This is a genomic window from Photobacterium sanguinicancri, from assembly GCF_002265265.1.
Taxonomy (GTDB): Bacteria; Pseudomonadota; Gammaproteobacteria; order Enterobacterales; family Vibrionaceae; genus Photobacterium; species Photobacterium sanguinicancri.
The window spans coordinates 1-22,005 of the sequence record NZ_NOIF01000076.1 but is presented as its reverse complement, the minus strand read 5'-3'; the positions used below and the strand labels follow the sequence as shown (position 1 = coordinate 22,005).

The following is a 22,005-nucleotide window of genomic DNA, read 5'->3' as shown; positions in this document are numbered from 1 at the left end:
CTCAATTCTATTTATTTTGACTATCAATGTTAATTAGTTGTTTGTCTGGATTAACCGATTGCTGTTTTTTCTCTAGCAATGCTTGTTCTTCATTTTCATGGTTATCTTGACCAATACCCACTTCAGCCAACAATTGCTTCATGCGTTTGTTTGATACACGTCTATGTTTCATTCAACCCTCCAATGTTAAACAGTGCCAAACGTATTTCTGTTTAGCACTAATAAGCATGGCACAATTTGTGCGTGTCTCAGCTCACTTTTAATAACAAAAAAGCATAAAAAAACAACCAATAGATTAACTTTTCACATCGCTGTTTTTACGAAGAATTCAAGTACCTACAACCACTCAATGACGCTACTATCAAAAATGAGAGTTGCATTAAGAGTTTTTCCTGGCTTTTTATGCTTTTTCTCATTCCGTTCCCGTTCCGTAAGTAGAAGTCGAGAGTTTACATATGAGACCAGCTGGTTGTTTCTCACGCCCAAGTCCTTCCCGTGTTCGTCATGGCTACGTGCCACCAGCGCATAAAGCGAAAGACGAAGCAAACAGTGCTAAATAAGTTACTCGTTAACACATACAGCACAACCTCGTAGCCCCTGAATGTCAGGGGCTATTTTTTGTGCGCAGCATACTAATGAACCACGCAGCCAGAGCGTACATGTAATCGAGCTACCGACATCAGGTAGCGAATAAATAAGGTATTGCATTACAGAGCGGAAATACGTAGATCTAAGATAGTTAATAAGGATGATTAACTGAAGGGTATTTTCCACGATGGAAAAAACGAAAGACATTATAAAAACATTTTCAATTTCAGAACTATCCTCTGAGTTTGATATCACACCGCGCAGTATACGTTTCTACGAAGATCAAGGCTTACTCTCCCCCGCTCGTCAGGGCCAACAGCGTATTTTTTCTCGTCAAGACAGAGCAAGGTTAAAGTTAACCTTACGCGGAAAACGGGTTGGCTTTAGCTTAAGTGAGATGCGTGAGTTATTTGAACTATACGATACCGAGAATGCTGATGAAAAGCACCTCAGTAGAACGCTATACACCTTGCAGCAACGCCAACGTACCCTTACACAACAACAAACCGACTTACAAGCCGTGCAACTTGAACTAGCAGCAGCAGAGCAACGATGCTACCTTGAGCTTGCTAGGCGAAAAAAAAAGAAGGCCGATTAATCGACCCTCTCTATATAGTGTAAATTTAACTACTAGCGTAATACTTTAATGTACTGGGATCTTAGCGACCCATATTTCATGCTTATCTTGGATGAACTCATGATTCTCAGACAAGTTCTTTAAGTAAGCAAAGCGGTGATGACCTTCCAGTAAATTAAATGGCGCTTTTAGTACACGGCCATTGGTGGCGTACAAATCACGCTCATACTCAAGTACAATCGGTGCTACAGGCCAGGTACCAGTGTCTTGCATGTTTTGTACAAGCCAACTGCGCTGAAAAATAGGGTTGCTCATACGACGAGATAGCTTGTCAATCACATCATCATGTGGTGTACAGATCTCAGATAAGATCTTATCACTGCTCCACGACTGTTTCGTAAAATTCATCGCACTGAAGTCTAGCCATCCCCAATTGCACAGTACCCCTTTCCAATGGCGATAAAGCCACTGCTCTAATACTTCATCAGGAAACTGCGGCAACATGGTATGTGCTCGCACCCGCCAAGTATCCCAAGATTCACAATGACGTTCACCAAAGCCTTCTGGGGCAATGTCGTAGAGTAAGCGATCGCTCCTGATCATAATGTCTCTCCTTCTATTGCATGATACTTAATCGCGTAACACATTTAACACACTCAAATAAAATATAACCATTCACATATACAGGTTATTTATGCTGTTAAATTGAACATAGCACAGTGTTTTATGAAACAAAACCCGAATATACAAGAAAGATTATTCACACTCCCTATTCACCACTCAAAGCCCCCTGAATTAAAGGGATTCAAACTTAAAGACCAAGCTAAAACAAGCGTAATAAATTAGCAAAAAGTGTCTTTTATATTCATAAGCAGCTAAAAAAAGAAATGAATGCTTATCTAAATAACAGTTTTCACGCCTTTCATTAGAAAAAGCAACAAATGAAAATGTAGTCAAAATAGCATTCAAGAATATCAATTCAATTGATGAGCCAAACAAAATATTGCCTAAGAAAACAGGTAGAAATAGGCATAGGATTAAACTAACAAGAAGGATTTGATAATGGGTAGGATTGATATACATCTGCCGTTTCACGACCACATATTATTTGAACAGATCAATGCGCTTAAAGGTTGGCACACAGGACAGGACAGGACAGGACAGGACAGGACAGGACAGGACAGGACAGGAAATGAAGCCATAAAAAAAGGAGCTAATAAGCTCCTTTCTCTCAATACTCACTTTATCGCTAAATAATCGGTTAATCTTGATTCCAGCGATCTGCAGCGCTTGTGTCGGTATCACGCGCATCAACCCAACGAGTTGCTTCCGCTGTACGCTCTTTCTTCCAAAACGGCGCTTGTGTTTTCAAGTAATCCATAATGAACTCACATGCCTGAAAAGCAGCGCCACGGTGTGCACTTGATACGCCAACAAACACAATTTGATCGCCCAGCTCTAAATCGCCTACACGGTGAATGACACGTGTAGCAATTAATGGCCAGCGCGCATTCGCTTGCTCAACAATTTTCTCTAGCGACTTTTCCGTCATGCCAGGGTAATGCTCAAGCGATAATCCAGTAACATCGTCACCTTGGTTAAAATCACGCACTTTACCAATGAAAGTGACAACAGCGCCAGCACTGGTACCTTGTGCTAAGCGCTCGTATTCTTCAGCAACAGAGAAATCTGCTTCTTGTACTGAGATCATTCTTAACCCCCAGTTACAGGTGGGAAGAAAGCCACTTCGTCACCATCAGTAATCGCGCTATCTAACGCACAAATGGTTTGGTTAACAGCAACGAGCAATTTGCCTTTCTCTAAAGCTAATTCCCACTTATCACCGCGTTGTGCTAAATGTTCGCGTAGTGCATCAGCCGTTGTAAATTCAGCAGCAATCTCAAGTTTGTCTGTACCCACAAGCTCTTTTACTTGGGCAAAGAAAAGGACGTTAATCATACTTCCACCTTAAAATGACCTGATTTACCACCCGTCTTCTCAAGTAGACGGACTTGATCTATCACCATGTCTTTCTGAACAGCTTTACACATGTCATAGATAGTCAACGCCGCAACAGATGCTGCAGTCAGTGCTTCCATTTCAACACCTGTTTTACCTGCCAATTTACAGCAAGATTCAATGCGTACTTTGCTTTCAGCTTCAATGGCTTCTAACTGCACTTCAACTTTAGAAAGCAGCAATGGATGGCAAAGAGGGATCAAATCCCATGTTTTCTTAGCGGCTTGAATGCCCGCAATACGTGCTGTTGCGAAAACATCACCTTTATGGTGATCGCCAGAGACAATGAGTGCTAACGTTTCAGGAGCCATATGAACAAAAGCTTCAGCGCGCGCTTCACGGACAGTGTCAGTTTTCGCAGAAACATCCACCATGTTCGCTTCGCCAGAAGCATTGATGTGGGTAAATTGGGTCATGTTTTTGAGTTCTCAGAATGATGTTCGCACAGAGTAAGCATGCGCCTACTCTGCGATAGAATTAACCGCCAATAGAGGCTAGGTGTGGGGTCATACCCGTGTTTCCGTCTTGCAAAAAGTGACTTACTGATTTTTGTTGCAAACCGCCTTGAATGCGGGCAATTAAAGCATCACGTTGCTCGTTTTGCTCTAGTAAATCACGTAATTCGATACCTTGGTCACCAAATAGACAAAGGTGAAGCTTACCTTTTGCAGAAACACGCAGACGATTACAACTTTGGCAAAAGTCTTTTTCGTACGGCATGATGAGGCCAATCTCACCCATGTAGTCTGGATGACAAAAAACCTGAGCGGGGCCATCATTGCTGCTTTTGAGTTTCAAAATCCAGCCATTCGCAATCAGGTGATTACGAATACTTACCCCTGAGACATGGTGTTTCTTGAACAAATTGTCCATCTCACCGGTTTGCATTAACTCAATAAAGCGCAATTGAATTGGACGTGTTTTAATCCAATCAAGAAATTTAGGCAACTCTTGTGAGTTAAGATCTTTAAGCAAAACGGTATTGATTTTCACTTGCTCAAAACCCGCATCAAAGGCAGCGTCGATCCCTTCCATCACCTGATTAAACATATTCTCGCCAGTGATCTGGTAGAACATTTTAGGGTCAAGACTATCAACACTGACATTAATGTTGGTTAAGCCAGCTTCGCGCCATTCATGCACATGCTTAGCCATGCGGTAACCGTTAGTCGTAGTAGCGACTTTGGTAATACCAGGCTGATCAGCAACAGTACGAATAATGTCGGTGAAATCACGGCGTAAACTGGGTTCACCACCTGTAATTCGGACTTTACTTGTACCACACTGTGCAAACGCGCCAGTGACACGCTCGATTTCATCAAGCGTTAGAAATGAGGGTTTCTTATGACCTTCCGGACGGTAACCGTCAGGCAGGCAATAAGTACATTTAAAGTTACACACATCGGTAACAGAAAGGCGTAAATAATAAAATTTACGCTGAAAACTATCTTCAAATTGTATTGCCATTGGACACCTTTCCAAATACGGGAGGCCGTTCCATTTCTAAAACGACCCTGGTGACAATCAGTCACTGGCATTGATCACTTATCGCATTCAGTTCGTAGAGATAAAGATATCCATCGAACAAATAGCAACTTAGCAATCAAGGCTCGGAGCTATGGCTGCTATCGCAGAGTGAAGAACAAACACCAAAAATGGGCTTCGACAATGAGCGATAACGGCTAAATCTTATTATTAAAAGTACCAGAGATTTTGAATTATTGACAAAATCAATGAAAAAAACGTGCTGCATTCTACCTTTCATGGTGATTCACGACAATACTACTAAAGTGAATATCGGTAAATTTTCTTAATAAATGTGAGGTTATTATGGTCAATATTATTGAGTCCGCAACACTGGACGACATAGCACTCTACTTGCAACGTGAAGATGGCATAGAGCCACAAGCCGCTTATCGCGAGGCACAAGGCGTCATCGACAACTTTAATGACATGATGGAGAAAGGCCTTATCAAGGGGTGGTACTTTGATGAACTTGGACACCTTGAGCTGTTACCCAGTGATAGTGCGATGCGAACTATCTGCAACACTAAGTAATTCGCATTTTGCATAGGTTTTCGTAAATTGCGATTGCAAGTTGAGAATAGAAAGGGATTTTTATGCGCTAAATAACAGCTAACAACATATATGTAGCCTTTGGCAGTTTCGGCATCACTTATGCATTGTCTTTAATATCTAGAATCAATAACAAAAATGGAGCAGACAATGGCTAATTTAATCCCAGTATTATTCCAAAAACGTCACGTGTTACCTAAAGGGAAGATGCCAATGAGGGTTGCTCCAGGATCGCAAATGGAAGCCTTTAAGCACGCTCTTACCTCTGATATTGGTTTTGGTGTTTGTATGATTGACGACAATAACTCATCGCATTACACCCAAATTGGTACGCGAGTAACCGTGGAAGATTTTGACACATCCAAAAACGACGGCGCTTTAATCGCAACCTTATATGCACATGAAAACTTCTGTATAAAATCACTTGAACAGCATGATGAAGATGGGGCAATTTTTGCAGACTTTAAGTCTTTACCACAATGGCCTGAAACTGAAATAGCGAATGACCAACAGCTGCTGGCGGACAAACTGCAAATCATGTTTGAAAAATACCCTGAACTTGCAGGTCTTCATCAACACAAAGAATTTAATAACTTGAGCTGGCTCTGTCAGCGCTGGTTAGAAATATTGCCCGTACCGGCGCAAGAGAAACAAGCATTGATCAATACGCCTAATTGCTTAGATACTTGTGATTATCTCATGAGCATGATGCTAGAACCACATTAGCCTACTTTGGCTCCACCAGCGATTACTGCTCTATAACGACTGCCAATTTCCTTTCTGCTAGCCCCCTTCATGGGGGTATTTTTTTGTACTTTTTTATCCGTCCAATAACACATAAAGTGACAGCACTGTCATATTGAAAACAGCAGCGTGTATTCTGTAGATGGATTAGGTACACTGATTTACGTCTATGATCACAATTAACTGCAACAATATGACAAATTCCACATCTAAAAATTCGACTAAGATCGTTGCCATTGGTGGCGGCCATGGTTTAGGCCGTATGCTATCTGCGTTGTCAGACTATGGTTCTCAGGTCACTGGTATTGTTACTACCACAGATAATGGCGGCTCTACTGGCAGGATCCGTGCTTGTCAGGGTGGTATTGCATGGGGTGATACCCGTAATTGTATCAATCAATTGATCACCGAGCCGTCAGTCGGCTCAATGATTTTTGAATATCGCTTCAAAGGAACGGGGGAGCTAAGTGGTCATAACTTAGGTAACTTGATGCTAACAGCATTAGATAACATGAGTATTCGCCCTTTAGATGCCATCAATCTTATTCGTGACATGCTAAAAGTTGAAACGCATATTGTGCCAATGACAGAGCACCCTGCGGATTTATCAGCCATGACACCAACGGGGGAAATTATCCATGGTGAAACCAGCGTAGATGAATTGAGTGAAGTGCCTCAACGTTTATATGTTGAGCCAGCGGTACCCGCCACAAAGGAAGCGGTTCTAGCCATAGAAGATGCCGACCTTATATTACTTGGCCCTGGTAGCTTTTTAACCAGTGTTATGCCGCCATTACTGCTAAAAGAAATTGCAGCAGGTCTTAAAGCCTCTTCTGCGCGTATTATCTTTATTACAAACTTAGATAATGAAAAAGGCCCAGCAGGAATGATGAGCCTAGAAACGATGCTGCACTGGTGCGAACGTGCAATGGGTGGTCGTTATGTTGATGGTATTATCACAGAAACCAACCTATCAAACATTCCACCACGCTATGAACAGTTTGTGGAAGATCTTGCGGCCAGCAACCATAATTGGCGACATGACCGCACAAAACTAAAGAATGCGATCGATAAACTGGTCGTCAGCCGCTAAGGCTTTATACTCTTTTGCCATACCTTGCACCATTTGTCTGAATTCAGGCAAATGGTTTGTCATCCATTCATCTTGACCTTGCTTGACGCGTGATTCACATTCTTGTGCCATTGCCGCTAATTCATCCGCCCCAAAACTTGCAGCGCTGCTTTTTATGGCATGGCTAATTTCACCTACTTGATTTACAGACGGTTGATCTGAAAGTTGATGTAAATATTGGTGCAGTTCGTCACTGAACACATTAAATAAGAGCGAGACTGTTTCATGACCAACTTCATCAGCTAGTCGCTTAATTGTATCTGCATTAATTGCTGTCGCCATAACTCGCTCCCTATTTACTACCCGCGACTTCTTGCCAGGTTTGTAATTTTCGATAAATGGTAGATGGACTTACTTCCAGTAAACCCGCTGCGCGTGGGATATTGCCGTTGCAGGCATCAATGGCAGTTTCAATTGCCCTTTTTTCGACAATCCATAGTGGTTCTATAATTTGCCGCTCATCACCACCCACAGGCATTAATTGTTGTTTCGCCATCGGTGTTGGCGAAACGGCTTCTTGCTCTGATGCAATTTCAACGCCATTTCTCAATTTAAGCTGAGGTGGTAACATCGCTAATGACACTTCATCGCTGTCATTAAGCACGACAATATTACGAATAACATTCTGTAGTTCACGAACATTACCCGGCCAATTGTATTGATTGAAAAAATTAATCACTTGATCTTCAAAGCGACTGAAGTTTTTAGTTTCTTCTAACGACATCAAAGCCAACAAAGCATGCGCAATCTCTATAACATCATCGCCCCGTTCACGTAATGGCGGTAACGTCACGGGAATAACATGAAGACGATAGTATAAATCCTCACGAAAACGCCCTTCTTGTACTTCCATCCAAGGATCTCGGTTAGTTGCACAAACAAAACGAACATCGACCACCTGCGTCTTGGACGACCCCACTTTTTGATACGTCCCCGTTTGAATGAAGCGAAGTAGCTTACTTTGTAAGTCCAGATCCATTTCACATAGCTCATCGAGGAAGAGAGTCCCTTTATGTGCAAGCTCAACAGCACCTTGTCGTTCGGTAGAGGCCCCTGTAAATGCCCCTTTCATATGCCCAAACAATTCACTTTCAATAAGCTCTTTCGGAATAGCGGCACAATTTAAGGCAATAAACGGCTTGTCATTACGTGGACTGGCCGCATGAACAGCCTCAGCGCAGACTTCTTTACCTGTACCACTTTCACCGGTAATAAAAACCGTCGCTTTACTTGAAGCCGCAGACTCAATCACTCGGTAGACTGCTTGCATCGGTAAACTATTGCCAATAAAACCTTGGTACTGCGCGCCCCCCTGCTTAGACTCGGTGCTTTTACTTGTTTTTTGCTCTTGCTTAAGTGCATTGTTCACCGTGATACGTAGTCGATCGGCTTCACATGGCTTAATCAAAAAATCTTGCGCGCCATAACGCATCGCTTCTACGGCGACATCAATTGAACCATGAGCGGTCATGATCACCACTGGAACATTGCCATAATCACGCCGTACCGACTCAAGTACTGCCATACCCGTCATATCAGGTAAGCGAAGATCGAGCAAAATAAGATCCGGCACCGCTAATGCGATCATGTCCAGCGCTTCCTGCCCTGTACCGACAATATCAACCTGAAGGCCTAGTGGATTAAGGTATGATTTATACAGCGCAGCAACCGATGCTGTATCTTCTACCATAAGCACCTGACGCTGTTTACTTTTGCTTTCCATTGCGACCTCCTAAACATCCTTAAATTAAGTGTAATCAAAACCTAAAAACAATGGCTATTAATTTTTTGCTTTCTATTATTCTCATTTCAGTTTGCAATTCGGTTCGCAAAATGCAAATTTCTTTCACAGTGTAGAATAAAATTAGGCTAAAAACATTACAAAGACCCTGAAAAAAGTACATTTATACGTCCACAAAAAAGTTGGCACAAAGACTGCAATAGATAAAGTGACTCGTATGAGTCAACCTAGCCAACTGACGTTGTTTGTGAATACTTTCACTAAAACAATGACGCCAACCGAATTCATTACGGTTGGCTTTTTTTTGCCTGCTATTTAGGAAGTGCTGGTAGAAAGGTATTGATACGTGTGTAGCTACTGTTGTGGGTAAAACAATAAAGCCCGCTAATAGTTGCTATTTGCGAGCGAATTTGTAGCTGTTAGCTGTTAGCAATAAACTGCTGACGTAATGTGTGAATTTTATCACGTGTTTCAGCAGCTTTTTCAAACTCTAAGTTCTGAGCATAATCGTACATTTCAGTCTCGAGTACTTTAATTTTAGCATCCAACTCTTGAGGAGATAACGAGGAATAGTTCCCTTTTTGCTCCGCCACTTGATGCAATTTAGCCGCTTTATTCGCCGTTTTGCTTTTACCAAGTTCAAGAATATCGCCCACTTTTTTGTTTAATGCTTTCGGTACTATGCCATTTTTTTCATTATAGATTTTCTGCTTTTCACGGCGGCGGTTTGTTTCTCCCATCGCCCGTTCCATTGAACCCGTAATACGATCAGCATATAAGATCGCTTTACCTTCTAAGTTACGTGCTGCACGGCCCATAGTCTGAATCAATGACCGCTCTGAGCGTAAAAAGCCTTCTTTATCAGCATCTAATATCGCGACTAGCGACACCTCAGGTATATCAAGCCCTTCGCGTAATAGGTTTATCCCTACCAGCACATCAAATTCACCCAATCGAAGATCGCGAATAATTTCAACCCGCTCGACGGTATCAATATCTGAGTGTAAGTAACGCACTTTTACACCATGCTCTGCTAAGTACTCGGTCAGATCTTCTGCCATTCGCTTAGTTAGGGTGGTGACCAGCACACGTTCCCCTTTTACTTCACGAAGCCGAATTTCAGAAAGTAGATCATCCACCTGTGTGGTGACAGGTCGAACTTCAATTTCAGGATCGAGTAAGCCTGTAGGTCGTACAACTTGCTCTGCGATATCTGAATCACACTTCTCAAGTTCATAATTACCGGGGGTTGCCGACACGTAAATAGTCTGCGGTGCTAGTGCCTCAAACTCATCAAATTTCATCGGGCGATTATCTAGCGCCGAGGGTAAACGGAAACCGTATTCCACTAAGTTCTCTTTACGCGATCGATCGCCTCGATACATGGCTCCAATTTGAGAGACAGTGACGTGTGACTCATCAATGATTAACAAGCCATCACCTGGTAAATAATCAAACAAAGTTGGAGGTGGCTCGCCTTCTGCTCGACCACTCAAGTAGCGTGAATAGTTTTCAATACCAGAACAAAAGCCTAGCTCGTTCATCATTTCAATATCAAATTGTGTCCGCTGAGAAATGCGCTGCTCTTCTACGAGTTTATTGTTTTCAGTCAACTGCTTGCGACGATCAACTAACTCTACTTTTATACTTTCAATCGCTTCAAGAATACGCTCACGTGGCGTCACGTAGTGCGTTTTAGGGTAAATAGTACAGCGCGGCAGGTCGCGTTGAATGATCGCTCCCGTGAGAGGGTCGAAAGAGCTAATACAGTCCACTTCATCATCAAAGAGTTCGATTCGGATGGCATCTTTCTCAGATTCTGCTGGAAAAACATCAATCACTTCACCACGGACACGGAAAGTTCCGCGCTCAAACGCCATATCATTACGCTTATATTGCAGCTCAGCTAATCGAGTTAACACCTCACGCTGATCCAGCACATCACCACGACGAACATGTAGCATCATTTTTAAGTAAGAATCTGGATCACCCAGACCATAAATAGCAGATACAGACGCAATAATGACAACATCACGACGCTCCAATAACGCTTTTGTTGCAGATAAACGCATCTGCTCAATGTGCGCATTTACTGAGGCATCTTTTTCAATAAAAGTATCCGTCGTGGGTACGTAGGCTTCTGGTTGATAATAATCGTAATACGAAACAAAATACTCAACCGCATTTTCAGGGAAGAACTCTTTCATTTCACCGTAGAGCTGGGCGGCAAGAGTTTTGTTCGGCGCCAAAATCAACGTTGGTCGATTAGTTTCGGCGATAACATTCGCGATAGTGAAAGTTTTACCAGAACCTGTAACCCCGAGTAACGTTTGATGAGCAAGACCAGAGTCAAGTCCGTCCAATAATTGATTGATAGCCGTTGGTTGATCACCCGCAGGTGAAAAGGGTGACGAAAGCTTAAACAGTTTACTCATCTAGACTACTCGAACGTAAATTAATGAAAGACATTGTCCGTGCTAGGCTATCGAAGTCAATGTATTGAAGGCCAATACTCGGCTCAGTTTCCTGCATGGCTGTAACGCAACTAATTACACATAAAAATAAGCATACTTGAAGGATTGACTTTATATTGCTGATCGCGTAAATTTCTCGCCCCTGACGATGAAACTCATCAGATAAAGTGCCTTCCCCAAGTAGTACAATCATCATTAGTCATCCACTAATGAGTCACAAATTTTATCCTGATAATTTGTGAGATAACGTTATTAATCCACAGTTTATTCAACTTTTGATGTAAATCAATTCACACATATCTTTTCAATATTTTTCCTGCTAGCTCATACTCACTAAACTGTGAATTAAAAACCAGGTTGATTCCTCTATCATAAGTGATATCAGCGGATTAGAGCCCCATTCAAGATCGTACAAAAAACAACCTAACCGAAACAAACGCGCGCTTTTTCCGACTTCCTAAACATCCATCAACACACTTATCCACAGTTTTTGTGGGTAAGTCATGTAAACCCTTGCTACATCTGGCCTCGCGGAAATCAAGATTTTTTTTTGACACTTTGATCACGGCATAAAGCATTGAAATAGGATTGCTCTACTCTGAAACACTGTGAGCAAAAAACAATCAAGTTGCAATTATTAGCACGCTAAATTGCACCAATGAAAAGTTACCGTTACTATTCGGCTATATATTCTTAGTTCATAAATCACATGCAAACATTGAAGTATCTACAAGGCTACCCTGCTCACTTAACAGAACAGGTCCACCAGCTAATTGAGAAAGAGCAACTCGCTAAGCTGCTACTGAAGAAATACCCTACTCCACATGCTGTCACAACTGAAAAAGCACTTTACGATTACGTGGTAGGCATTAAAAATCAGTACCTAAAAAAATCAGCGCCGATCAGCAAAGTAGCCTTTGATAATAAAATCAATGTCATTCACCATGCATTAGGTCTACATACCTTTATATCTCGAGTTCAAGGCGGCAAGTTAAAAGCAAAACACGAAATACGTATTGCGGCAATTTTCAAATCAGCCCCAGAAGACTTTCTTCGAATGATCGTGGTGCACGAGCTTGCACACTTACGAGAGAAAGAACACAACAAGGCCTTTTATCAACTTTGCTGTCATATGGAACCAAACTATCACCAGCTTGAGTTTGATATGCGCTTATACCTAACTCAGCTAGATACCTTTGGATCTATTTACAACTAAGTTCTTCTTTTTTAACTAGCTCGATGATTTTCTTTGCTTTCTCAAAGTGATCGAGCTGGTGTGTCTCTATCCACCATGTCGCCACTTCCATTAATAAAGCAGAATTATCGTTTTTGTTGGCAAAAAAAGCGTAAAACGACACACCAACGTTATCGCCTTTTTGCTCAATTTTCTTATAGCAAACCTGAAGTATTTTATCTCTCAATAACGCTCTCATGCTGTTCCTCCTTATCACGCGCATTATCCTACCGCTTCATTATTTAAACGTCCACAGAATACTGACTATTTACACAGGCTGTATAAATACACATGTCACTAATTAAGCGAATAGACACATAAATTCCGTTAAGCATTATCGATTACACAATATACAGGCGAAAAAAAACCGCTGAATTTTCAGCGGTTTTCTTTAATATGGCGGAGCGCTTTTGGTCTATCGGATTTGGCACAAATCCCTTTCACTACTTTCAACGCATACGAAAAAGCTCAGCAATTCCGCAGCCCTATCTCTAATCACAAAATATAGGCGAAAAAAAACCGCTGAAATTTCAGCGGTTTTCTTGAATGTGGCGGAGAGATAGGGATTTGAACCCTAGGACGGGATAAACCGCCGCCGGTTTTCAAGACCGGTGCTTTCGACCACTCAGCCATCTCTCCGAATTTTATCACCTTAAAGATGATGGCGGTGAGGGAGGGATTCGAACCCTCGATACGTTGCCGTATACACGCTTTCCAGGCGTGCTCCTTCAGCCACTCGGACACCTCACCACATTGTCTATTAAGCTTGTCGCTCAACAGGACGGCTACTATAGTGCTAAGCCTTTATCGGGTCAATGAAAAATATCGATTAACTTATTGAACGTTCAAAATTACAACAATAGCGCTATATTAATGAATTTATGATGGTATTACTGCTGATAGCATTTAGGGCTACTGATACAATGAAACATATATAAAGAAGGTGCGGCGATAGTATCCGCTATCTACTAACTATTGAGAGTGAATTATGTCTTCACAATTAAGTGTGATCCTCGAAAATCCAGAACTAGCGGAACAATTGCTACCAGAAGCACAAACACGCGGTTTTGTTACCGCCATGGCAGCGGCACCGCATGTATTAGACCCAGCTGAATGGCTCGCTTTCTTATGGGGTGGTGAGGAAGTATCACCATTTACTACCCAAGAAGATCTAGAATCTTATGCGAACGCCATTATCAACCTGTGGAATGAAACACGTGAGTCACTATTGCTAAATACTTGGTCTTGGCCTGAAGGCTGTGCACTCGATGATAAAGAGCTAGTGACAGAAGCAACACGCGATTTTTCTGAAGGCTTGCTACAAGGCTGGCAATTGGCGCGTGATGATTGGGAAACCATCATGCCAGAAGATACAGAAGACAGTGCTTTGCTAGGCGGTGTATTGCTGTCTATCAGCCTACTGTATGATCCAGAAAATGCAATGCAAGCACTATCAGAAGAAGGTGCTGACGGCCTTGCACAGTTTGAAGAGATATTTAAATCAGTTCCTCTGATGCTATGTGGCCTATCCCAACGAGCACATGCCTTAACTAGTAACTAACATCTAGTAGCTTACATCGTAAAGAGTTATAACGAAAAACGGCAGCCTCGCGTGAGACTGCCGTTTTTTTATTATCTGATGCTATCTATACGTGCTTTGAATCAGCAAAACACGTATGTAGATCGACGCTTTACGCTAATACCTTACGCTGGCGCACGCGATAAAAGTAAATTAGCCCAAATGCAGGGATGTTCATCAAAATTCCATAAAGCAAAGGGGTAATTGCGAACTCAGGGCGCCCCAATAAGATCACAGCAGCAAAAATTGCAGTACCTGCATTTTGCACGCCGACTTCAATGGCAAATGTTTTTACAACCGCAGACTTTTCACCCATGATTCGAGCAATCAAGGCCCCCATCACCATACCTGTAACACACAGCGTAATGACAGCAACTGCCGCTTTTGATGCAAATAAATGGAACACTTCAGTATTTGCCGATACGGTAATGATGACGGTGAAAAACAATGCCCATAGCGCACTCTTTCCCGCTTTTTCAGCAAAAGGGGTAAACCATGATTCATCCGTGTAATGACGTAATGCCATTCCAACGAGTACAGGTAAAAGCGTTACTGCGGTTAACTGCAAGATAGCCGTTTTTAGTGGAATAACCAATGAAAGTTCAGGCATGAACAGGGTTAATAATAGAGGCATCGTAAAAGGTATAACAACACTGCTTATCGCGGTGATAGTGATAGATAGTGCAGAGTCTCCCCCACTGAGGTGAGTAATCGCATTCGATGACGCCCCACCGGGCGCAAGTGCTAGCAACCACAGGCCAACAGCAATCGGCTCTGGTAATCCCAATAACGTTATAATGGCATATGCCAGCAATGGTAACCCAATAAGTTGCGCCAACAATGCTGCAATCACTTTAAATGGATACTGAGATACCCGTTTAAAATCAAAGACACTGAGTGTCATGCCGACGCAAAGCATCATCCACGCAAGTGCCATTGGCAATGCGACTGTCAGTAGAATTTGGCTCATGCTGTATCCTTAGCAGTTATTTTTATTTATCAGTAGTGGCTTTGTTTGTATTTACGATGAGTCGCAGGCAGAGGAATGACTATAGCAAAAAAAATAGCGACCCTAAGATCGCTATTTCTCTGATTCGTGACACTTTCTTTATGCGTTACCTTTTACTTTCAATTGCAGCTCAGCAGCAAAATCCAGCATGCGATTTAACGGGATAAGTGACTTCTCACGTAATGCTTCATCAACAAAAATCTCATGCTCACTACCGCCATCGCGTAGCGCTTGCTCAATCGCTTTCAGGCCATTCATTGCCATCCACGGACAGTGTGCACAGCTACGACAAGTTGCACCCGAGCCAGCTGTTGGTGCTTCAATCAGCTCTTTCTCAGGTACAAGTTGCTGCATTTTGAAGAAAATGCCTTTATCAGTCGCAACTATCAGTTTCTGATTTGGCAGCTCTTTTGCTGCCTTGATCAACTGGCTTGTTGAACCGACAGCATCCGCTAATTCCACCACACTTGCTGGGGATTCTGGATGAACAAGAATCGCGGCTTCAGGGTATAGATGTTTCATGTCGCGCAGTGCTTTGGCTGAAAACTCGTCATGCACAACACACTCACCTTGCCACAGCAACATTTCCGCGCCAGTTTGATTCGCAATATATGAACCTAAGTGGCGGTCTGGCCCCCAAATAATTTTCTTATCTTCGCTATCAAGATGCTCGACGATTTCAAGGGCGATACTTGACGTTACCACCCAATCAGCTCGTGCTTTTACCGCTGCAGAGGTATTAGCATACACCACCACTGTATGGTCAGGGTGAGCATCACAAAACTCGGTAAATTTATCTGCAGGACAGCCCAGATCAAGTGAACACTCAGCGTCGAGTGTCGGCATTAATACGTTCTTTTCTGGAGTCAGGATTTTTGCAGATTCCCCCATAAAGCGCACACCACAGATAATCAAAGTTTTTGCAGGGTGTTGATTACCGAAACGGGCCATTTCGAGGGAGTCGCCAACAAAACCACCTGTATTTTCAGCTAGGGCCTGAATTTCTGGGTCGGTGTAATAGTGGGCAACTAAAACCGCATCTTTTTCCTCAAGAAGGGCTTTAATTTTTGCGATGTATTCCTGCTTTTCACTGTCGCTCAATGGCACAGGTTTTGGCGGAAATGGGTAGATTGTTTCTGACGGATCGAATGTTAAGCTCATTACTCACTTGCTCTATCAGCTAGTCCTTACTGTTCGGTCATTATACACAGCACCGGGCTATTTTCCCTCTTTTCTTACCGTGACTGAGCGTGCTATTAACGATAGCTAGCGAAAGTTACTGATAGATAAACAAAAGGCCAGCATAGTGCTGGCCTCTAGATGTCTGACACGGTTTATTTTCCGAGTTTTTTCAAGCTTGCTTGCGCTTGTCGAGAGCTGGTGGAATCAGGGTATGTTTTTACGACTTCCTGATACATTTTCTTCGCTTCTTCAACATTGTTACTGCGCTCTGCAATCACACCGAGTTTCAGTAAGGCATCGGCGCGCTTGTTCGAATCACTGTAATCCGCAACAGCTTTAAACTGCTCATCGGCTTGCTTTAGCTGATTCTTGGTAAAGTAAAGTTGCCCCAACCAATAATGGGCATTCGGTTTATAAGCCGATTGAGGATACGCGACTAAAAAGCCTTCAAACGCTTTAACTGCGCCATTGTAATCCTTTTCTTTTAAGATCAGGTTTACCGCTTTTTCGTAATCAGCGTTCTCGCTAACATTACTTGTATACGTTTCTGTCGATTTTGGTTTGCTATCCGCTGTCTCTGGTGCTGCTTTTTGCGGTTGGCGGCTAAGTGCATCCACTTCACGGTATAGTTCACGTTGACGTTCTAACATCTGACTCAGATCATATGAGTTACGTTCAACAACACCACGAAGTTCATCCATTTCAGAAGCCAATTGTTCAAGCTGACGTTGCATGTCAATCTGAATTTGGTTTCTTGCCTCAAGCATCCGCTCCAATCGCTCAAGGCTATTTCCCTGAGCACTGCTACTGTTTAGCTCAGTAACGGGAGCAGGAGCGGCGACCACTTGGGTCGCCGCACCAACCAGCAACGCCAATGCGGCAACGCGCATCTTGTTACTGTTCATAGTCATAACCTATTACTTGTACACTAGAACCGAACGACGGTTCTTAGCGTAATCTGCTGCAGTGTGACCAAGCACTAATGGCTTCTCTTCACCGTAGCTAACGATTTCAAGTTGAGATGCTGATACGCCTAGTGCTTGTAGGTATTTAGCTACAGCGTTAGCACGACGTTCGCCCAATGCGATGTTGTACTCAGGTGTACCGCGCTCATCAGCGTGGCCTTCAACGATCACGTTCTGACCTGCGTTGTTACGTAGGTATTCTGCGTGTGCTTCTAGCATCGCTTGGTAATCTGGTTGGATTTCTGCGTTATCAAACTTGAAGTAAATAGTTTGCTCTTGACGCAATTCTTGGCTGCGTAGTTCTTGCTCAGAAAGAACAGGAGTCGTGTTCTCTACTGGTGTTGCTACTACAGTTTCTTCTGCTGCTTTATTTGTTGTATCAGAAGCAGAAGTTTCAGTACCTTCAGTTGAGCTACAAGCCGCAAGAGTCATCATTGGCAGCGCAATTGCCAGCCCCTTTAAAACTTTATTAAGTTGCATTTTATTTTCCTTATTTGCTAATTACGTGAACGTTAAAGGTACGGTCCCCAAGAAGGTGCTCGCACTCGCCCGTTCGTCGCAGGTAAACGTGCTTTAAAGCGCCCGTCAATCGACACTAACGACAGTTCGTTTGATTTATTATTCACTGAACTGTAGATCACCATGCCGCCATTCGGTGCAATGCTTGGAGACTCATCCAAAAATGTTTTGGTTAAAATTTGAAGAGCTCCAGACTTTAGATCTTGCTTAGCAATGTTGTAGCCAGAATCAGATCTGTGCACCATTACTAAGTAACGACCATCAGGTGTTAGCTGACCACCAAGGTTTTGACTTCCCTGCCAAGTCAAACGCTGGGTTTTTCCGTCAGCTAAATTTACTCGATATATCTGAGGTTTACCACCTCTGTCTGAGGTAAATACCAAAGACTGCCCATCAGGATCCCAAAATGCTTCCGTGTTATTAGCACGACCGCGAGTGATCTGAGTCAGTGCCTTTGTTTCGAGATCTTTCACATAGATCTGCAAGCTACCACTTTTAGATAGTACGATAGCTAACTTCTTACCGTCAGGTGAAAAACGCGGCGAACCGTTATGACGTGGGAAAGACGTCACCATTTCACGCGTACCTTTATAGATGTCCATCATGAAGATCTGCGCTTGATCATTTTCAAAGCTCACATACGCAAGTTTGCTGCCATCTGGCGACCAAGATGGTGACATTAGCGGCTGTTGGGATTTCAGCACTAAGCGCTCGTTAAAACCATCATAATCAGCCACACGAAGTTGGTATGGGTATTTCGCTTTGTCGTCGATGACCACATAGGCTATGCGGGTCAAGAATGCGCCGCGCTCACCAGTGAGCTTTTCGTAAACATAATCAGAAACCAGATGCGCAAAACGACGCATGCGCTTGCCTTTAACCTTGGAACGGTTATTCAGTAATAAGTGATCTCTTGTGAGTACCAACTCACCACCACTCAAACCACGGCTTTGGCCACTGGTTAACTGACCGCGCACGACATCAACAAGTTGATATTCGACTACATAGTTGCCATCAACATCTTGGCTGATTTTACCTGTGACTAGCGCATCAACACCCATCGACGTCCAAGCATCGTAATCCACTTGCGATTCATCATAAGGGGTTTGTGGCATTTTACTGGCTGCTATTGGGCTGAATTTGCCGCTTCGCTGCAAGTCAGATGCAATAACACTTGAAATGTCTACAGGCAATTTGCCGTCACCGTCCCATTTGAAAGGTACAACGCCAATTGGGCGAGCGGAGTTAACCCCTTCGGTAATGACAAGTTCGAGCTCTGCATGTGCTAACTGGCTAAAGCCAAGGAAAGCAAGACATAGCCCTATAATCCAACGTTTCATAATTTATCCTTTTACTCTGGGCTTACCCTTAGGCGGATTGCACGTAGTTCCTTTATCACTTCAGGATCTTCAGGCATTGGGAACTGACTCACTTTCACCACCGCCGCTTTGGCAGCACGGCAAAGTGTTCTTTCCCCACCATCCTCTGTTGCATCTAACAATAAACCATTCGCCGACAAGCGCATGCGAATTACGCACTCTTTGCCCGAAAAGCTTTGATCAACCAAAAGGTTTTGCTGGATCATTTGAATAAAGATCGCACTGTATCGTGCCACTTCATCACTCACAAACTGGCCTCTCGCACCACCACGTTGTTCCGTTTCTGCTTCAAGCCCGGCGAACATATCATTAAGAGCCGCTTCTTGCTGACGCTGTAATGCTTTAGCCTCTGCGGCTTTACGTTCAGCTTCTACTCGTGCTTTTTCAGCTTTTTTGGCTGCCGCTTCTGCACGCTTTTGCTCTGCAACTTTCGCTTTGCGTGCTTCTTCTGCTTTACGTGTTGCTTCTTCTGCTTGACGCTGCTGCTCTACTTTACGTACACGTTCTTGTTCTGCCTTTTTCGCCGCTTCTTGTTTCACTTTACGCTCGGCTTCCGCTTTAGCTGCTTGTGCTTTCGCCACTTTAGCGGCAGCATCAGCTTTGCGTTTTTCTTCGGCTACTTTTTGCTGTTCAGCAGCAACACGCTTGCGTTCTTTTTCCGCGACACGCGCTTCTTTTTCCGCTTTAAGCTTATTGGCTTTCAATTCACGTATGCGCTTTTCTTCAGCTTGACGTTGTTTCTCTAACGCTTCTGCTTGTTGCTCTAAACGACGAAGACGATCACGTTCAGCTTGTTTTGCACTTTCACGTTCTTGACGAATTCGCTGTGCTTGCTGATTCACTAAAGCAGGGTCAACCACTACAGCTTGAATCGTATTGCCAGATTGCTTTGGTTTCGACATGGAGAAATCCGTTCCCCAAAGCAACGCAACTAGTAGTAAAGCATGAAGTAATAACGAAACGATGACAGCAGTGCTGTAGTTATTATTTCTCATCCGCTTTATGACTCCTACTGCTCTAACGGTTCAGTCATTAGACCTACCGAAGCCACACCCGCACGATTTAACGCATCTAGCGTTTCGATGATATACGCATACTGCGCACGACTATCACCACCAACTAATACGGTCGATTTAGGATTCAACTGTAATTCTGCACGCACTCGCGTCAGCATGGTATTCATATCAAGGCCACGAATAACATCTTCATTATTCACGCTAATTCCTAAATTACCATGCTGGTCAACTTCAATGATAATCGGCGCACCACTGTCATCTTTAGAGAGTTCGGCTACCGTTTTGGCTGTAGAGGTACCGGGTAACTCAACATCGACCCCTTGGGTAACAAAAGGCGCTGTCACCATAAAGATGATAAGCAGTACCAACATGACATCGATGTAAGGTACGACATTAATTTCTGCCGTCATCTTACGTTTCTTAGGTTGGTAAGCCATGGCTTATTGCTCCTGATTACCAGCGAAAGCTTGGCGGTGCAAAATGCTAGAGAACTCTTCCATAAATGTCGCGTAAGTGTGCTCTAGTTTCGTTACTTGGTTGGTCAGCTTGTTATAGAACATAACGGCAGGGATCGCGGCAAACAGACCCATCGCTGTTGCGACAAGCGCTTCAGCAATACCCGGTGCTACCATCGCCAGGGTTGCTTGCTTTACAGCACCCAGCGCGATGAATGCATGCATGATGCCCCATACGGTACCAAACAAACCAATGTACGGACTGATTGAGCCAACCGTTGCAAGGAAAGGTAAATTAGTTTCTAGACCGTCGACTTCGCGCGATAGCGAAACACGCATGGCACGGCCAGTCCCTTCCATTACCGCCTCTGGCACTTTGCCATTACTGCGGTGCAAACGTGCAAATTCTTTAAAACCCGAGTAAAAGATCTGTTCTGTACCAATCAGGCTATCTTTACGGGCTTGTACTTCTTGGTATAGCTGTGACAAATCATTTGCAGACCAGAAGCGATCTTCAAAGCGAGCCGCTTTTGAACTTGCTTCTGATAATACTTGTGAGCGTTTTATAATCATTGCCCACGAGACCACCGACATGCCTAATAGGATAAGCATTACGATTTTTACCAACAGGCTGGCCTGTAAAAACAGGTCTAGAATTGATAATTCAGCAGTCACTAGATATCTCCGACTTAATATTTTCTGGAATGGCTGTTGGCTTCATGGAGCTTGAGTGGATACAGGCTACCTTAACCACGGCTTTACACAAGATTTGGCCATCATTGTTAACTAAATCCTGACAAAATTCGATAGATGCACGGCGTAATTCGCTGATTTTTGTACGAACAATCAGCTGATCATCCAACTTAGCGCCTTTGATATAGTCAATCGCAAGGTGGCGAACAACAAATCCTAAATCACGTTCAAGCAGTGCTTGTTGACTGACACCACTATTTCGCAAGAGTTCAGTTCTTGCTCGTTCAAAGTACTTTAGGTAATTGGAATGATAAACCACCCCTCCCGCATCAGTATCTTCATAATAAACAGTGATGGGCCAATTAAAGGCTTGGGCTGCTTCCATGGTTTTTCTCATATTAAACGGTGAAGTTTACTATACCTAACTTAATGAGTTTTATGAAATTTAGCTGCATAAATTTGATGCGAGAATACGATGAATTGTAAATAAGTTGGTCTGTACGTTGATAAATAAGCCAACCGCGATAAAGATCCTCATGACTACTGCATAAATTATGTCTCTTATACACCACTCCGAGCCCACGAGACGGAGCTACATATCGTATGCCGTGTTCTGCTTGAAA

At 43.2% G+C, this 22,005-nt stretch carries 27 protein-coding genes, 2 tRNA genes and 1 riboswitch; of the genes, 7 read left to right on the top strand and 22 right to left on the bottom strand.

The window, feature by feature from the left end:
- Window positions 1-7: 7 nt before the first annotated feature.
- Entirely contained in the window at window positions 8-172 is a 165-nt protein-coding gene (locus tag ASV53_RS25470) for a hypothetical protein (RefSeq protein ID WP_164488541.1), read from the bottom strand.
- Window positions 173-796: 624 nt separating this feature from the next.
- Between ASV53_RS25470 and ASV53_RS12845 the strand changes: the two genes are divergently transcribed.
- On the top strand, window positions 797-1,186 hold the full coding sequence (locus ASV53_RS12845) for a MerR family transcriptional regulator (protein WP_275657099.1): 390 nt from the start codon (window positions 797-799) through the stop codon (window positions 1,184-1,186).
- 45 nt (window positions 1,187-1,231) lie between these two features.
- Here ASV53_RS12845 and ASV53_RS12840 read toward each other — a convergent pair whose 3' ends face one another.
- The gene (locus tag ASV53_RS12840; protein WP_094957358.1) at window positions 1,232-1,768 is read right to left on the bottom strand and encodes a hypothetical protein; all 537 of its coding nucleotides are present in this window, start codon (window positions 1,766-1,768) and stop codon (window positions 1,232-1,234) included.
- Between the two features lie 459 nt (window positions 1,769-2,227).
- Here ASV53_RS12840 and ASV53_RS12835 point away from each other — a divergent pair, with 459 nt between their 5' ends.
- Complete coding sequence (locus tag ASV53_RS12835) at window positions 2,228-2,422, top strand: hypothetical protein (RefSeq protein WP_094957357.1); 195 nt, start codon at window positions 2,228-2,230, stop codon at window positions 2,420-2,422.
- Window positions 2,423-2,426: 4 nt separating this feature from the next.
- On the opposite strand, the gene moaE is transcribed toward ASV53_RS12835, so the two are convergent.
- The 4 genes from moaE to moaA all read right to left on the bottom strand — a co-directional run bounded on the left by moaE (window position 2,427) and on the right by moaA (window position 4,651).
- On the bottom strand, window positions 2,427-2,876 hold the full coding sequence (moaE, locus tag ASV53_RS12830) for a molybdopterin synthase catalytic subunit MoaE (RefSeq protein ID WP_094957356.1): 450 nt from the start codon (window positions 2,874-2,876) through the stop codon (window positions 2,427-2,429).
- Window positions 2,877-2,878: 2 nt separating this feature from the next.
- Window positions 2,879-3,124, bottom strand: a complete 246-nt coding sequence (gene moaD / locus ASV53_RS12825) for a molybdopterin synthase sulfur carrier subunit (RefSeq protein ID WP_062688482.1) — start codon at window positions 3,122-3,124, stop codon at window positions 2,879-2,881.
- Window positions 3,121-3,600: a cyclic pyranopterin monophosphate synthase MoaC gene (moaC, locus tag ASV53_RS12820; protein ID WP_094957355.1), complete on the bottom strand. Its 480-nt coding sequence runs from the start codon at window positions 3,598-3,600 to the stop codon at window positions 3,121-3,123. Before moaC ends, moaD begins: the two co-directional genes overlap by 4 nt.
- A gap of 61 nt (window positions 3,601-3,661) precedes the next feature.
- The gene (gene moaA / locus ASV53_RS12815; protein WP_094957354.1) at window positions 3,662-4,651 is read right to left on the bottom strand and encodes a GTP 3',8-cyclase MoaA; all 990 of its coding nucleotides are present in this window, start codon (window positions 4,649-4,651) and stop codon (window positions 3,662-3,664) included.
- Window positions 4,641-4,812, bottom strand: a riboswitch (molybdenum cofactor riboswitch). It overlaps the preceding gene by 11 nt.
- A 202-nt stretch (window positions 4,813-5,014) precedes the next feature.
- Between moaA and ASV53_RS12810 the strand changes: the two genes are divergently transcribed.
- The 3 genes from ASV53_RS12810 (at window position 5,015) to yvcK (ending at window position 7,097) form a co-directional block, all read left to right on the top strand.
- Entirely contained in the window at window positions 5,015-5,242 is a 228-nt protein-coding gene (locus ASV53_RS12810) for a hypothetical protein (protein WP_062688476.1), read from the top strand.
- 168 nt (window positions 5,243-5,410) lie between these two features.
- Window positions 5,411-5,986 carry an LON peptidase substrate-binding domain-containing protein gene (locus ASV53_RS12805; RefSeq protein WP_094957353.1) on the top strand — a complete coding sequence of 192 codons (576 nt, stop codon included), beginning with the start codon at window positions 5,411-5,413 and terminating at the stop codon, window positions 5,984-5,986.
- A 211-nt stretch (window positions 5,987-6,197) separates the two neighbouring features.
- Window positions 6,198-7,097 carry a uridine diphosphate-N-acetylglucosamine-binding protein YvcK gene (gene yvcK, locus ASV53_RS12800; RefSeq protein ID WP_094957360.1) on the top strand — a complete coding sequence of 300 codons (900 nt, stop codon included), beginning with the start codon at window positions 6,198-6,200 and terminating at the stop codon, window positions 7,095-7,097.
- Here yvcK and ASV53_RS12795 read toward each other — a convergent pair.
- The 4 genes from ASV53_RS12795 to ASV53_RS12780 all read right to left on the bottom strand — a co-directional run bounded on the left by ASV53_RS12795 (window position 7,059) and on the right by ASV53_RS12780 (window position 11,547).
- Window positions 7,059-7,418, bottom strand: a complete 360-nt coding sequence (locus ASV53_RS12795; protein ID WP_094957352.1) for an Hpt domain-containing protein — start codon at window positions 7,416-7,418, stop codon at window positions 7,059-7,061. The genes yvcK and ASV53_RS12795 overlap by 39 nt on opposite strands.
- 10 nt (window positions 7,419-7,428) lie before the next feature.
- Complete coding sequence (luxO, locus tag ASV53_RS12790; protein ID WP_439126486.1) at window positions 7,429-8,826, bottom strand: quorum-sensing sigma-54 dependent transcriptional regulator LuxO; 1,398 nt, start codon at window positions 8,824-8,826, stop codon at window positions 7,429-7,431.
- A gap of 470 nt (window positions 8,827-9,296) precedes the next feature.
- The gene (gene uvrB / locus ASV53_RS12785) at window positions 9,297-11,312 is read right to left on the bottom strand and encodes an excinuclease ABC subunit UvrB (protein WP_062688468.1); all 2,016 of its coding nucleotides are present in this window, start codon (window positions 11,310-11,312) and stop codon (window positions 9,297-9,299) included.
- The gene (locus ASV53_RS12780; RefSeq protein ID WP_094957350.1) at window positions 11,305-11,547 is read right to left on the bottom strand and encodes a hypothetical protein; all 243 of its coding nucleotides are present in this window, start codon (window positions 11,545-11,547) and stop codon (window positions 11,305-11,307) included. The genes uvrB and ASV53_RS12780 overlap by 8 nt, the downstream gene beginning before the upstream one ends.
- 513 nt (window positions 11,548-12,060) lie before the next feature.
- Here ASV53_RS12780 and ASV53_RS12775 point away from each other — a divergent pair.
- Window positions 12,061-12,567: a M48 metallopeptidase family protein gene (locus ASV53_RS12775; protein WP_062688464.1), complete on the top strand. Its 507-nt coding sequence runs from the start codon at window positions 12,061-12,063 to the stop codon at window positions 12,565-12,567.
- On the opposite strand, the gene ASV53_RS12770 is transcribed toward ASV53_RS12775, so the two are convergent.
- The 3 genes from ASV53_RS12770 to ASV53_RS12760 all read right to left on the bottom strand — a co-directional run bounded on the left by ASV53_RS12770 (window position 12,554) and on the right by ASV53_RS12760 (window position 13,335).
- A complete protein-coding gene (locus tag ASV53_RS12770) occupies window positions 12,554-12,784 on the bottom strand; it encodes a DUF6500 family protein (RefSeq protein ID WP_094957349.1) in 231 nt (76 codons plus the stop codon). The genes ASV53_RS12775 and ASV53_RS12770 overlap by 14 nt on opposite strands.
- A gap of 350 nt (window positions 12,785-13,134) precedes the next feature.
- Window positions 13,135-13,224, bottom strand: a tRNA-Ser gene (locus ASV53_RS12765).
- Between the two features lie 23 nt (window positions 13,225-13,247).
- Window positions 13,248-13,335 (bottom strand) — tRNA-Ser (locus ASV53_RS12760).
- A 238-nt stretch (window positions 13,336-13,573) separates the two neighbouring features.
- Between ASV53_RS12760 and ASV53_RS12755 the strand changes: the two genes are divergently transcribed.
- Window positions 13,574-14,146: a UPF0149 family protein gene (locus tag ASV53_RS12755; protein ID WP_094957348.1), complete on the top strand. Its 573-nt coding sequence runs from the start codon at window positions 13,574-13,576 to the stop codon at window positions 14,144-14,146.
- Window positions 14,147-14,276: 130 nt separating this feature from the next.
- Here ASV53_RS12755 and ASV53_RS12750 read toward each other — a convergent pair whose 3' ends face one another.
- The 9 genes from ASV53_RS12750 to ybgC all read right to left on the bottom strand — a co-directional run bounded on the left by ASV53_RS12750 (window position 14,277) and on the right by ybgC (window position 21,767).
- Complete coding sequence (locus ASV53_RS12750) at window positions 14,277-15,134, bottom strand: bile acid:sodium symporter family protein (RefSeq protein WP_094957347.1); 858 nt, start codon at window positions 15,132-15,134, stop codon at window positions 14,277-14,279.
- Between the two features lie 138 nt (window positions 15,135-15,272).
- On the bottom strand, window positions 15,273-16,334 hold the full coding sequence (nadA, locus tag ASV53_RS12745) for a quinolinate synthase NadA (RefSeq protein ID WP_094957346.1): 1,062 nt from the start codon (window positions 16,332-16,334) through the stop codon (window positions 15,273-15,275).
- Window positions 16,335-16,507: 173 nt separating this feature from the next.
- Window positions 16,508-17,260: a tol-pal system protein YbgF gene (gene ybgF, locus ASV53_RS12740; protein WP_094957345.1), complete on the bottom strand. Its 753-nt coding sequence runs from the start codon at window positions 17,258-17,260 to the stop codon at window positions 16,508-16,510.
- Window positions 17,261-17,272: 12 nt separating this feature from the next.
- Complete coding sequence (pal, locus tag ASV53_RS12735; protein ID WP_094957344.1) at window positions 17,273-17,800, bottom strand: peptidoglycan-associated lipoprotein Pal; 528 nt, start codon at window positions 17,798-17,800, stop codon at window positions 17,273-17,275.
- Between the two features lie 32 nt (window positions 17,801-17,832).
- Window positions 17,833-19,182, bottom strand: a complete 1,350-nt coding sequence (tolB, locus tag ASV53_RS12730) for a Tol-Pal system beta propeller repeat protein TolB (protein WP_189337871.1) — start codon at window positions 19,180-19,182, stop codon at window positions 17,833-17,835.
- Between the two features lie 8 nt (window positions 19,183-19,190).
- Window positions 19,191-20,213 (bottom strand): cell envelope integrity protein TolA, encoded by a 1,023-nt coding sequence (gene tolA / locus ASV53_RS12725; protein WP_094957342.1) that lies wholly within the window; start codon window positions 20,211-20,213, stop codon window positions 19,191-19,193.
- Window positions 20,214-20,227: 14 nt separating this feature from the next.
- Window positions 20,228-20,671, bottom strand: coding sequence for a protein TolR (gene tolR, locus ASV53_RS12720; RefSeq protein WP_062690015.1), 444 nt, complete (start codon window positions 20,669-20,671; stop codon window positions 20,228-20,230).
- Window positions 20,672-20,674: 3 nt separating this feature from the next.
- Window positions 20,675-21,364: a protein TolQ gene (gene tolQ, locus ASV53_RS12715; RefSeq protein WP_062690013.1), complete on the bottom strand. Its 690-nt coding sequence runs from the start codon at window positions 21,362-21,364 to the stop codon at window positions 20,675-20,677.
- Window positions 21,354-21,767, bottom strand: coding sequence for a tol-pal system-associated acyl-CoA thioesterase (gene ybgC / locus ASV53_RS12710; protein ID WP_094957341.1), 414 nt, complete (start codon window positions 21,765-21,767; stop codon window positions 21,354-21,356). Before ybgC ends, tolQ begins: the two co-directional genes overlap by 11 nt.
- Window positions 21,768-22,005 lie beyond the last annotated feature (238 nt).